The sequence below is a fragment of the Georgenia sp. G2120 genome (genome assembly GCF_055326485.1).
In genome coordinates this window covers 67,126-77,541 of the sequence record NZ_JBUZNL010000006.1, presented here as the reverse complement: position 1 = coordinate 77,541, position 10,416 = coordinate 67,126, and the positions used below count along the sequence as shown (strand labels likewise).

12 protein-coding genes are annotated in these 10,416 nt (G+C 72.2%); 4 read left to right on the top strand and 8 right to left on the bottom strand.

Going from position 1 to position 10,416, the window contains the following annotated elements; translation table 11 throughout:
• Positions 1-128: 128 nt before the first annotated feature.
• From dhaM to ACZLMO_RS08605, 5 genes are all read right to left on the bottom strand, one after another.
• Complete coding sequence (gene dhaM, locus ACZLMO_RS08625) at positions 129-869, bottom strand: dihydroxyacetone kinase phosphoryl donor subunit DhaM (RefSeq protein ID WP_463653503.1); 741 nt, start codon at positions 867-869, stop codon at positions 129-131.
• The gene (dhaL, locus tag ACZLMO_RS08620; RefSeq protein WP_425715225.1) at positions 869-1,507 is read right to left on the bottom strand and encodes a dihydroxyacetone kinase subunit DhaL; all 639 of its coding nucleotides are present in this window, start codon (positions 1,505-1,507) and stop codon (positions 869-871) included. Before dhaL ends, dhaM begins: the two co-directional genes overlap by 1 nt.
• Before the next feature lie 142 nt (positions 1,508-1,649).
• Positions 1,650-2,642 carry a dihydroxyacetone kinase subunit DhaK gene (dhaK, locus tag ACZLMO_RS08615; protein ID WP_463653502.1) on the bottom strand — a complete coding sequence of 331 codons (993 nt, stop codon included), beginning with the start codon at positions 2,640-2,642 and terminating at the stop codon, positions 1,650-1,652.
• A gap of 85 nt (positions 2,643-2,727) precedes the next feature.
• Positions 2,728-4,503, bottom strand: coding sequence for a bifunctional folylpolyglutamate synthase/dihydrofolate synthase (locus ACZLMO_RS08610; protein WP_463653501.1), 1,776 nt, complete (start codon positions 4,501-4,503; stop codon positions 2,728-2,730).
• Between the two features lie 197 nt (positions 4,504-4,700).
• The gene (locus tag ACZLMO_RS08605; RefSeq protein WP_425715229.1) at positions 4,701-5,222 is read right to left on the bottom strand and encodes a GNAT family N-acetyltransferase; all 522 of its coding nucleotides are present in this window, start codon (positions 5,220-5,222) and stop codon (positions 4,701-4,703) included.
• A 114-nt stretch (positions 5,223-5,336) separates the two neighbouring features.
• Between ACZLMO_RS08605 and ACZLMO_RS08600 the strand changes: the two genes are divergently transcribed.
• Complete coding sequence (locus ACZLMO_RS08600) at positions 5,337-5,684, top strand: nuclear transport factor 2 family protein (RefSeq protein WP_425715230.1); 348 nt, start codon at positions 5,337-5,339, stop codon at positions 5,682-5,684.
• Here the strand turns inward: ACZLMO_RS08600 and ACZLMO_RS08595 are convergent.
• Together ACZLMO_RS08595 and ACZLMO_RS08590 are read right to left on the bottom strand one after the other, a co-directional pair.
• Positions 5,657-6,256, bottom strand: coding sequence for a DUF2087 domain-containing protein (locus tag ACZLMO_RS08595; protein ID WP_425715231.1), 600 nt, complete (start codon positions 6,254-6,256; stop codon positions 5,657-5,659). The genes ACZLMO_RS08600 and ACZLMO_RS08595 overlap by 28 nt on opposite strands.
• A gap of 75 nt (positions 6,257-6,331) precedes the next feature.
• Positions 6,332-7,603, bottom strand: coding sequence for an alpha-amylase family protein (locus ACZLMO_RS08590; protein ID WP_425715232.1), 1,272 nt, complete (start codon positions 7,601-7,603; stop codon positions 6,332-6,334).
• A gap of 185 nt (positions 7,604-7,788) precedes the next feature.
• Here ACZLMO_RS08590 and ACZLMO_RS08585 point away from each other — a divergent pair, with 185 nt between their 5' ends.
• On the top strand, positions 7,789-8,025 hold the full coding sequence (locus ACZLMO_RS08585; protein WP_463653500.1) for a hypothetical protein: 237 nt from the start codon (positions 7,789-7,791) through the stop codon (positions 8,023-8,025).
• Between the two features lie 56 nt (positions 8,026-8,081).
• Here the strand turns inward: ACZLMO_RS08585 and ACZLMO_RS08580 are convergent, their stop codons facing one another.
• Positions 8,082-8,216 carry an addiction module protein gene (locus ACZLMO_RS08580; protein ID WP_463653499.1) on the bottom strand — a complete coding sequence of 45 codons (135 nt, stop codon included), beginning with the start codon at positions 8,214-8,216 and terminating at the stop codon, positions 8,082-8,084.
• A 178-nt stretch (positions 8,217-8,394) separates the two neighbouring features.
• Here ACZLMO_RS08580 and ACZLMO_RS08575 point away from each other — a divergent pair, with 178 nt between their 5' ends.
• The gene (locus ACZLMO_RS08575; protein ID WP_463653498.1) at positions 8,395-9,291 is read left to right on the top strand and encodes an NUDIX hydrolase; all 897 of its coding nucleotides are present in this window, start codon (positions 8,395-8,397) and stop codon (positions 9,289-9,291) included.
• A 137-nt stretch (positions 9,292-9,428) separates the two neighbouring features.
• Entirely contained in the window at positions 9,429-10,406 is a 978-nt protein-coding gene (gene nadA / locus ACZLMO_RS08570; protein ID WP_463653497.1) for a quinolinate synthase NadA, read from the top strand.
• The last annotated feature ends 10 nt before the right edge of the window (positions 10,407-10,416 follow it).

Below are 10,416 nucleotides of genomic sequence, written 5' to 3'. Positions count from 1 at the left end.
AGTGTGAGAAAAAAAGATGTGTGGTGGCCAGCACACTCCTGTCCCACCTACGGCCGGGCGCGCGCCGCGCCAGTCAGCCCTTGGCGTCCGCGATCACCTTGACGACGGCGGTGACGGCCCCGCCGGCGTCAGCCCTTGGCGTCCGCGATCACCTTGACGACGGCGGCAACGGCCTCGGCGGCGTCCGCCCCGTTGCCCTCGACGGTCAGCTCCGTGCCGGTCGTGATGTTCTTCGCCATGAGGGCGAGCACGCTGCGGGCGTCGGCGCCGTCGATCGTCACGGCCGCGGTGAACCCGGCGGCGGTCGTGGCGATGGCGGCCGCGGGACGCGCGTGCATCCCCATCGGGTCCTCGATGACGACGGTCTCCGTGACGGCGTCGCCCGCGGGTGCCGCGCCCTTGTCGTCGTCGGAGGTACCGGACGAGGCCTCGGCGCCGACGGCCCCGGCCGGCCCCGCGTCACCCCCACCCGCACTCTCGACGAGGCTGCGCGCCGCAGCCGCGACCGCTCCGGCCAAGGCCGCGAGGTCCCCGCCGCCCTGCGCCTCGACGGCGGCCGCGACGACGCCTTCGACGAGCGGACCGGAGGCGTGCCGGACGGGCTCGTCGTCGTGCATCTCGAGGACCGAGTCGATCGTCATCGCCGCCGACCCGAGGTCGGCCACGAGCACGACCCCGGTCACCTCAGCGTCGTCGAGCAGGTCGGTGACGGCGGCTTCGACGGCGTCGAAGCTCGTCCCGATCCGGCCGTCGTCCGTGCCACCCACGCCGACGACCCGCACGTCGGCCGCCATCTGGGCCGCGAGCTCGACGACCCCGTCGGCCAGCCCCTTCGAGTGCGAGACGGCGACGAGCGCCACGCGGCCCATCAGGACGCCTGTGCCGCGGCGGCGTCGGCGGCCGCCCGGATGATGAGCGCCGTCGAGCGAGCGCCCGGGTCCATGTGGCCCGCGGAGCGCTCGCCGAGGTAGGACGCGCGGCCCTTGGTGGCCACGAGCGGCACGGTGGCCTCGGCGCCCTCCTGGGCGGCGGTGGCGGCGGCCTCGAGCGCGGCGGCGGCGTCCCCGCCGTCGGTCGCGACCTTCTGGGCGGCCTCGAGGGCCGGGACGAGGGCGTCGACCATCGTCTTCTCCCCCGCCGTCGCGCGGCCGCGGGCCTTGACGCCCTCGAGGGCGGCCTCGAGGAAGGCGGCCACGCCGGCGGCGTCGACCTCCTCACCGATCTGCTTCGAGCCGCGCAGGAAGGCCGTCCCGTAGAGCGGGCCGGCCGCGCCGCCCACGACGGACATCAGCGTGCTGGCCACCCCCTTGAGCACCTCGGGGACCGTGGTGGGCGGGCCGGACTCGAAGCGCGGCGCGATCGCGGAGAAGCCACGGTCGAGGTTCTCGCCGTGGTCGGCGTCCCCGATCGCGCGGTCGAGGTCGATGAGCTCGATGCGGTGCTCGGCGATCGTCGCCGTCGCCCTGCTCACCCAGTCCAGCGCCCAGTCCGTGCCCAGCGTGCTCATGTCTCTCCTCCGGTCGGTCGTCACGTGCGTCGTCGGTGTGCGCAGCCCGCCAGGGGTCCTGCCGCGTGCGCGTCGTCGGTGGGCGCGGGCGACCCGCGCCGGTGCGCCGGCCCGGCCACCGAGGCAGCCGGACCGGCGTCGTTCAGCCCTGCGTCCAGGCGACGGTCGTGGCCGGGGCGTCGTACAGGGCGAGCAGCTCGTCGTCGACCTTGAGGACGGTGACCGAGGCGCCGGCCATGTCGAGGCTGGTCACGAGGCTGCCGACCTTCGAGCGGACGACCTCGACGCCCTTCTCCTCGAGGCGCGCGCGGGCGCGGCCGTAGATGAGGTAGAGCTCGGAGTCGGGCGTGGCGCCCATGCCGTTGACGAGGAGGACGACCTTCTCGCCGCCGGTCAGCACGAGGTCCTCGATCACGGGGTCGGTGAGCTGGTCGGTCAGCTCGTCCGAGGTCGTCATCGGGATGCGACGGCGGCCCGGCTCGCCGTGGATGCCGATGCCGATCTCCACCTCGTCGTCGCCGAGGTCGAAGGAGTGCTCGCCGGTGCTGGGCGAGACGGGCGAGTCGAGCGCGAGGCCCATCGAGCGGACGTTGTCCGCGGCGCGCTGGGCGAGGGCGGTGACGGTGGCGAGGTCGTCGCCGCGGGCGGCCGAGGCGCCGGCGATCTTCTCGACGAGGATCGTGCCGGCCACGCCGCGTCGGCCGGCCGTGTAGAGGGAGTCCTCGACGGCGACGTCGTCGTTGACGAGCACGGTGGTGATCTCGACGTCGTCCGCGAGCTCGGCGGCCGTCTCGAAGTTGAGGACGTCGCCCGTGTAGTTCTTGACGATGTGGAGGACGCCGGCGCCGGAGTCGACGGCGCGGGTCGCGGCCTCGATCGGGTCGGGCGAGGGCGAGGTGAAGACGGGACCGGGGACGGCGGCGTCGAGCATGCCCTCCCCGACGAACCCGGCGTGCATCGGCTCGTGGCCGGAGCCGCCGCCGGAGATGACGCCGACCCGGCCGGCCACCGGAGCGTCGTTGCGCACGACGTACAGGGGGTCGGGGTGGACGCTGAGGAGGTCGGCGTGGGCGAGACCGAACGCGGCCACGGACTGGTCGACGAACTGGGCCGGGTCGTTGAGGAACTTCTTCATGACATCTCCCTCGATGGCTGGTGGGCACCATCCTGCCGCCTCGCGGGGGCGGCGTCACTCCCGCGGGTCGGCGGTGGACGGATTCTCAGCCGCGCGTGTGTCCCGTGACCTCGCGCGCGCGGCCGGCGAGCACCACGGACCCGACGACGACGACCGCCGTCTTCGTGACGATCTCCTCCTGGTTGGCCTCGGCGAGCGTGGCGGCCCGGTCGAGGGCGGCGTCGAGGCGCGGGACGAGGTGGACGCGGTCCTCGCCGAACACGTCGCGGGCGATCTCGGCGAGCTCCTCGGCGGGCATCGCGCGGTCGGTGCCGGCGTCCGTGATGACGACCTCGTCGAGGAGGGGCTCGAGCTCGCCGAGCATCGCCTCCGCCTCCTTGTCGTACATGACGCCGACGACGCCGACGACGTGCTCGAGGTCGAACGCCTCGGCCAGCCCCTCCCGCAGGGCCTCGACACCGGCGGTGTTGTGCGCGGCGTCGACGATGATGAGCGGCGAGGCGCGGACCACCTCGAGGCGACCCGGCGAGGTGACGCCGGCGAAGGCCTGCTCGACGACGTCGCCCGCGAGCGCCGCCCCGCCGAAGAACTGCTCGACGGCGGCCAGCGCGAGGAGGGCGTTGCGGGCCTGGTGCTCGCCGTGGAGCGGGAGGAAGATCCCCTCGTAGACGCCAGCGGGGGTGCTCAGCGTGAGGACCTGCCCGCCGACGGCGGTCTCCCGGTCGACGACCTCGAGCTCGGTGCCCTCGCGGACGAGGCGGGCGCCGGCGGTGGCCGCGGCGGTGAGGACGATGTCCTCGACCTCCTCGTGCTGGCGGGCGACGACGACGGTCGCGCCCTCCTCGATGATGCCGACCTTCTCGTTGGCGATCTCGGTCAGCGTGGAGCCGAGCCAGCGCATGTGGTCCCGCTCGATGGTGGTGAGGACGGCGACCTGGCCGCGGGCCACGTTGGTGGCGTCCCACCGTCCGCCGAGGCCGACCTCGACGATGGCGGCGTCGACCGGGGTGTCCGCGAACGCGGCGTAGCCGAGCACGGTGAGGAGCTCGAAGAAGCTGAGGCGGACGCCGCCGTTCTCCACGTTCCGCTCGTCGATGAGATCGAGGTAGGGCGCGACGTCGTGGTACGCGGAGATGAAGTCCGGGGTGGAGATCGGCGCGCCGTCCAGGGCGATCCGCTCGCGCACCGTGTGCAGGTGCGGGGACGTGAAGCGGCCGGTGCGCAGGCCGCGCTCGCGCAGCAGCGCCTCGATCATCCTGGCGGTCGAGGTCTTGCCGTTGGTGCCGGTGAGGTGGACGACCGGGTAGGAGTCCTGCGGGTTGCCGAGCAGGTCGAGCGCCTCGCGGACGCGCTCGAGGCTCGGCTGCGGTGCGTGCTCCGGGGTGCGGGCGAGGATCTGGGCAGTGAGCTCGGCGAGCGCCGCCTCCTCCTCGGGCGTGCCCTCGCCGGTCGGGTTGTCCGAGGACCCGGGGCCGCCGGCGGGGAGGTCGTCGTCGTGGGGCGCGTGGGGGTCGTCGTCGGGGACGTGCGCGTCGTCGGGGTCGATCCGCTCGTCGTCGCTGACGAAGAGCTCCTCGTAGTCGTCGTCGAACTCCGCGTCCCGGCCGGCGTCGCCGGCGATCTCGCGGACGACGTCGTCGTCGGGCCCGCCGAACAGGCCCGAGCGCAGGACCACCTGGAGGTCGGCCTCGCGCTCGTCGTCCTCGGCGCGGGCCTCGGCCATGCGCTCGGCGAGCTCGGGGTCGGCGTCGTCCTCCGCGGCCGAGATCGCCTCGTCGATCGTCGGGAAGGACTCGCTGATCGCCGACTCGTCGGGCGTGTCGGCGTCGTCGGGGCTCTGGGGTCCGCCGGGAGTGCTCACGGCTCGATCCTCCCACGCGCCGCCCCCACCCCGTCGTCGAGACTGCGGTTGGTGCTCGTCGAGATTGCGGTTCGTCGTCGTCGAGATTGCGGTTCGTCGTCGTCGAGATTGCGGTTGGGAGCGGCAGGACGGTCGACGTGCGGGGGTCTGCTGTACGGCCAGGACCACCTGCCCCTCACCGCCTCTCCCACTCCCCATCACTCCAACGAGAGCTTGTATCCCTCGTGGGTCGCGCGGTAGCCGAGCCGGTCGTAGAACCGGTGCGCGTCCGTGCGCGACTTGTCTGACGTCAGCTGGACGAGGCGGGCGCTCCGGCTGCGGCCGTAGTCGTGCGCCCACGCGAACATCGCGCGCCCGAGGCCGGATCCTCGGGTCGTTGCGCCCACCCGCACAGCCTCGATGTGGAGCCGCAGCGCTCCCCCGCGCGAGAGCCCGGGCACGAGCGTGAGCTGCATGACCCCGACGACGACGCCCTCCCCGTCCCTCACGACCGCGAGGTAGTGGCTCGGGTCGCGGTCGATGGCCGCAAACGCTTGCTCGTAGACGGCGAGGTCGTGCTGCTCGCGTGTGGCGCCGAGCTCGTCGTCGCGGAGCAGGTCGACGATCGCCGGCACGTCCTCCGCGCTCGCCCGGCCGATGCGGTACGTGGCGCCACCGGCCTCGAGCACGTCGTCGGGTGCGACGTCGTGCGGGTTCGGGGTTCCACCGGCTGCACTCACCTGCTGATCCTTCCACGTGCCCTCCCTGCGTCGAGAATGCGGTCGGGAGCAGCAGGACGGCGACGGCGGAGCGCCGGTCAGGGCCGCCTGCGGTCCGGCAGCTACATTTCCGGGATGACGACAGCCGAAGATCTGGCCCGGCGCCATGTCGACGCCTTCAACGAGGGCGATGCGGACCGCCTGCTCGCAGACTTCACGCCCGATGCCACATGGGTGACCGGCGACTACTCGGCACCGGCGGGGGAGCTCCAGGAGTTCTTCCGGGGCGCGATGCGCTCGTTGCGGCCCCGGCTGACCCTGCATCGGGTGATCGACGGTGGGCGCGCGATCGCCGTCGAGATGACCGAGCGGTGGACGCACGAGAACGAGACACGGACTGCCGCGCTCGTGGCCGTCCTCGACATCGCCGACGGCCTCATCTCGGGAGCGAAGATCTACCGCGAGGGCTCGTCCGAGCCCTGATTGCTCACGCCGCCTGCCGTGGCTCCGCTGGTCGCGCTCGCATCAGGATCCACGTGCCCGTCGTCGCGGACTCGCGCGTACTCGGACCCGGACCGGGTCCTCTCCATCACCTCGTGGTCGATCATCTCGCGCCGGAGTCGGGCCGGATCGTCGGTGACCGCCGTCAGCCGGTCGGTCAGCTCCCGCTCAGGGATGACCTCACCCTCGCCGACCGTCTTCCTCGCGAGGAGCAGGAGCAGGGCGCGGCGCTCATCGAGGTCGGTGGGGTAGCGATCGATGCGACCGTCGCCGTCGAGAAATCTCTCGGGGCCCGCGGGCCGGTCCGGCGCACCGGCTGCCAGGGCGTCGGTCAGCACGTCGCCGCAGACCTCGAACGTGCCGGCCTCCTCGCGGACGAGACCGGATCGTACGAGAGCGTCGATCGTGCGCCGCCGCCGTGTCGGCCCGAGGTCCGCGCCGATGCTGTCCGGCGACTCGCCGACCACGATCTGTGCGAACACGAGTCGGCAGTGCGGGTTGGCGAGCGCCGCGACAAGCGGCCGCCAGTCCGCGTGCGGGAGTGCTGCGTGCATGTCGTCAGGCTACGAGGACGCTTCCACTGCGATCACGCGAATACTGCACAGGCCCTCCGCGGACGGGAGTCGGTCTCAGCGACCGACGACGAGCAGCACCTCGCCCGATGCGTCGGCGATCTCCGCCCACGGGGCGCCCTCGATGTCGAGCGTGACCCGCAGGCGCTCCCCCTCCGCGCCGACCGGTTCGTAGACGTAGCGGACGTTGGTGAGCTCGACGGTCTCGGTGCGCGCCGTCGTCAGCCAGGGATGGCGCCGGCGCAGGGCGATCAGCTCCTGGTGGGTGCGCAGCATCCGCGCGTGGACCGGGTCGAGCTCGTCGGGGTCCTCGGGGGTGGGCGGGAAGATCGGGCGGACCTCGTCGTCGCCCCCGATTCGCTCCTCCTTCACGCCCTCCCAGCCGTACTCGTCGCCGCCGTAGATCGACGGGATACCGCCGACCGTCAGGAGCGCAACGGCCGCGAGCGCCGCCCGGTCCTGGCCGACCTGGCTGGCGATGCGCGTGGTGTCGTGGTTGCCGATGAAGGTCTGCGGGACGAAGGCGTCGAGGAACTCGTCGTGCCGCTGGAGGGTCCAGTCGAGCTCGAAGAAGTTGCCCTCCTTGAGCGAGCTCCACGTGGCCTTCCACAGCTCGTACTGGGTGACGGCGTCGACCGTGCCCTCGACGACGAACTCCGCGTAGTCGCCGTGGATGACCTCGCCGATGAACCAGGCGTCCGGGAACTCCTCGCGCACGCGCGGCAGGACGCGGGCCCAGAAGTCGTTCGGCACGGAGTAGGCGGCGTCGAGGCGCCATCCGTCGACGCCGCGGGCGAGCCAGTGGGTCATCACCTCGACGACGAGGTCCTCGACGGCCGGGCTCGCGTGGTTGAGCTCGACGAGCGCGTCGTGCCCCTCGAAGTCCTCGGCGACGGGCTCGTCCCCGGAGAAGTCGATGCGGAACAGGTCGGCCTCGGTCGAGCCCTCGCCCGCCGCGAGCGCCGCCTCGTACAGCGGGTGGGCGCGGCCCACGTGGTTGAAGACGCCGTCGAGCAGGACCCGGATCCCGCGGGAGCGGCACTCGGCGACGAGGTCATCGAGGTCGGACTCGTCCCCGAGGCGCGGGTCGATGCGGAAGAAGTCGGTGGTGTCGTAGCCGTGGGTCTCGGCGGCGAAGATCGGGCCGAGGAGCAGCCCGTTGGTCCCGAGCTCGACGACGTGGTCGAGCCACGCGGTCAGGTGGCCCAGGCGGTGGGCGGGCTCGGCCTCGACGGCGGCGCGCTCCTCCTCGGTGGGTCGCACCGGGGCGCCCGTGAACCCGAGCGGGTACACGTGCCACCAGATCGCGTGCTCGCTCCAGTCGCTCATGGGGCCACTCTTCCCTCTCACCGGAGAAGGCGCGACCTCCCGTGACGGCTCGGACGGTCGCGCCGGGGCGGAAGGCGTCGTAGGTCCGAGAAGTGCCTTCAAGAACCTGCGACCTGCCACTCCGGTCCCAGGTCAGAACAACGCGCCGTGCAATACGCTGTTCGGCACCAACGGAGTACGCGACCATGGCGCCGACGACGACGCCGGACACGGCACAACCAATCAATTCGCTGGAGGGTCAGATGGACCCCGTGACGAGCATCCTGCTCGCGGCGGCAGCCCTGTTCGTCTGGGCATACGTCACGTATGTCGTCGTCAGAAGCGCGGTGCGAGACGGCCTTCGCGACCATGTCCGCCGGCAGGAAGCAGACAGGTTCGGCGACCGAAGCAGTATCGACGACGACCCCAAGTCGACTCCATAAGGGCGACGTGGAAGGTGCCTGACTGCCGCACACACCCATCAGCAGTCAGCAGCGTTTCACTGGCGCCGTTCAGAAAGGACGCGGCGCGCCTGCTCGACGGTCGACGCGTGGTCCACCGGTTCGGCCGTGCCGGCCTCGATCTCCTCGAGTCTGCGCCGCACCTCGTCCTGCCACGCGACGTCGAGGTCCATGGTCATGAGACTACGACCGCGTACCGACGCCGACCAGAGTTCTCCACAGGGACACACCGCGCGGGAGCAGGCACGTGCTCGCCGCGGTCGCTCGGGCCGGATGCACGCGTCATGGCGCGCGGGGCACGGCGGTCCCCGCATGCGGCACGATGTCCCTGGTCGGACGACAGGAGGGCGCATGGGCGAGACGGCCCAGCTGGTCGAGGCGGAGCTCGTCGCCGTCATCACGGCGGTGCACGACGGCGTCCCCCTCGCCCTGACGACCGCCGACGGGACCCTCCTGCCCGCCGGGCCGCTGCAGACGGAGCACCGCTCGATGCAGGCAGGGATGCGCTTGTGGGTGACCCGCCAGACGGGCCACGACCTCGGCTACGTCGAGCAGCTCTACACGTTCGCCGACCGGCGCCGCGTGTCCCACCCGTCGCTGGAGATCTCCTACCTCGGCCTCACCACGGTGGCCGCGCCCGGGGCGTCGTGGGTCAGCTGGCTGGAGTACTTCCCGTGGGAGGACCGGCGCGCGGACGACGATCTCGTCGCCGGCCACCTCGCTCCCGCTCTCGACCGCTGGGCCGGCGCGGCGGACGACCCTGAGGTCACGGAGCGGCGCCGGCTGCGATGCGCCGTCACGTTCGGGCTGGCCGGCCACCCGTGGCTGCCCGGGATGGCTCTCCAGCGCTACGAGCTGCTCTACGAGGCCGGCCTCGTCGCCGAGGCGGGCGCGCCCGCCGATCCGGCGGTCACCGGCCGGCCGATGGAGCGCGATCACCGGCGCATCCTCGCCACGGGCATCGGGCGCCTGCGCGCCAAGATCCAGTATCGGCCCGTGATCTTCGAGCTCGTGCCCGAGTCGTTCACGCTGGGTCGCCTCCAGGCCACCGTGGAGGCCGTCGCCGGGCACCACCTGCACAAGCAGAACTTCCGTCGCCTCGTCGAGCAGCAGGAGCTCGTCGAGGAGACCGGGCAGATCGACTCCTCCACCGGCGGCCGCCCCGCGAAGCTGTTCCGGTTCCGCCGCGCCATCCTCGACGAGCGCGAGGCCGCCGGCACGAAGCTGCCGATCGCCCGCTCCCGCTGAGTCGCGCGTCCCCGAACCACCCGTCAGCCGTCGGCGACGCTTTGACATCCCCCTGCCACGAGTTATGCTCACCGCCAGCACATATCATGCTCAGCATGAGCATAAGCAGTCGGAACCGAGCAGGCAGGAACGGCACCATGACGACAGTCAGCATCAGCACCGCCGCCCTCTACGAGCGGGTGCGCGGCTCGATCCCCCGCGTCGAGTGGGGGACGATGGAGGACGACGTCGCCTCGATCTGGCGGCTCAAGGCCGAGCGCAACGCGGTGATCCTCGCGCACAACTACCAGACCCCGGAGATCTTCCACGGGGTGGCCGACATCGTCGGGGACTCCCTGGCGCTCGCCCGCGAGGCGCAGGACGTCGACGCCGACGTCATCGTCCTGGCCGGCGTCCACTTCATGGCCGAGACCGCGAAGCTGCTCAACCCGTCGAGGACCGTGCTCGTGCCCGACCTGCGCGCCGGATGCTCCCTGGCCGAGTCCATCACCGCCGAGGACGTGCGCGGCCTGCGCGCCCAGCACCCCGGCGTCCCGGTCGTCACCTACGTCAATACCTCGGCGGCTGTGAAGGCCGAGTCGGACATCTGCTGCACGTCGGGCAACGCCGTCAAGGTCATCGAGTCCCTCGGCGTCGACCGGGTGATCATGATCCCCGACGAGTACCTCGCCCAGAACATCGCCCGCCGGACCGGCGTCGAGGTCATCACGTGGGCCGGCCGCTGCGAGGTCCACGAGCGGTTCACGCCCGGTGACATCGACCAGGTCCGCCGCGACTACCCGGGCGTCGTCGTCGTCAGCCACCCGGAGTGCCCGCCCGACGTCGTCGACGCCTCCGACATGTCCGGCTCCACCGCGCAGATGATCGGCTACGTCGCCGAGCACCGGCCCCGGCAGGTCGCACTGGTCACCGAGTGCTCGATGAGCGACAACATCGCCGCCGCCTCCCCCGGCGTGGAGTTCGTCCGCCCGTGCAACCTGTGCCCGCACATGAAGCGCAACAACCTGGGAAACATCCGCGCCGCGCTCGAGCACATGCAGCACGAGGTGACCGTCGAGCCCGACGTCGCCGAGCGCGCCCGGGCCGCCGTCGAGCGCATGCTCGCGGTGCGATGACGGGGCCCGC

Bases quoted from the DNA above. Each gene is read 5' to 3' on its own strand.
- ACZLMO_RS08600 (WP_425715230.1), top strand. From the start codon at position 5,337: ATGACGACAGCCGAAGATCTGGCCCGGCGCCATGTCGACGCCTTCAAC.
- ACZLMO_RS08580 (WP_463653499.1), bottom strand. From the start codon at position 8,216: ATGGACCTCGACGTCGCGTGGCAGGACGAGGTGCGGCGCAGACTCGAG.
- ACZLMO_RS08585 (WP_463653500.1), top strand. From the start codon at position 7,789: ATGGCGCCGACGACGACGCCGGACACGGCACAACCAATCAATTCGCTG.
- dhaM (WP_463653503.1), bottom strand. From the start codon at position 869: ATGGGCCGCGTGGCGCTCGTCGCCGTCTCGCACTCGAAGGGGCTGGCC.
- dhaK (WP_463653502.1), bottom strand. From the start codon at position 2,642: ATGAAGAAGTTCCTCAACGACCCGGCCCAGTTCGTCGACCAGTCCGTG.
- ACZLMO_RS08590 (WP_425715232.1), bottom strand. From the start codon at position 7,603: ATGAGCGACTGGAGCGAGCACGCGATCTGGTGGCACGTGTACCCGCTC.
- ACZLMO_RS08575 (WP_463653498.1), top strand. From the start codon at position 8,395: ATGGGCGAGACGGCCCAGCTGGTCGAGGCGGAGCTCGTCGCCGTCATC.
- dhaL (WP_425715225.1), bottom strand. From the start codon at position 1,507: ATGAGCACGCTGGGCACGGACTGGGCGCTGGACTGGGTGAGCAGGGCG.
- nadA (WP_463653497.1), top strand. From the start codon at position 9,429: ATGACGACAGTCAGCATCAGCACCGCCGCCCTCTACGAGCGGGTGCGC.
- ACZLMO_RS08595 (WP_425715231.1), bottom strand. From the start codon at position 6,256: ATGCACGCAGCACTCCCGCACGCGGACTGGCGGCCGCTTGTCGCGGCG.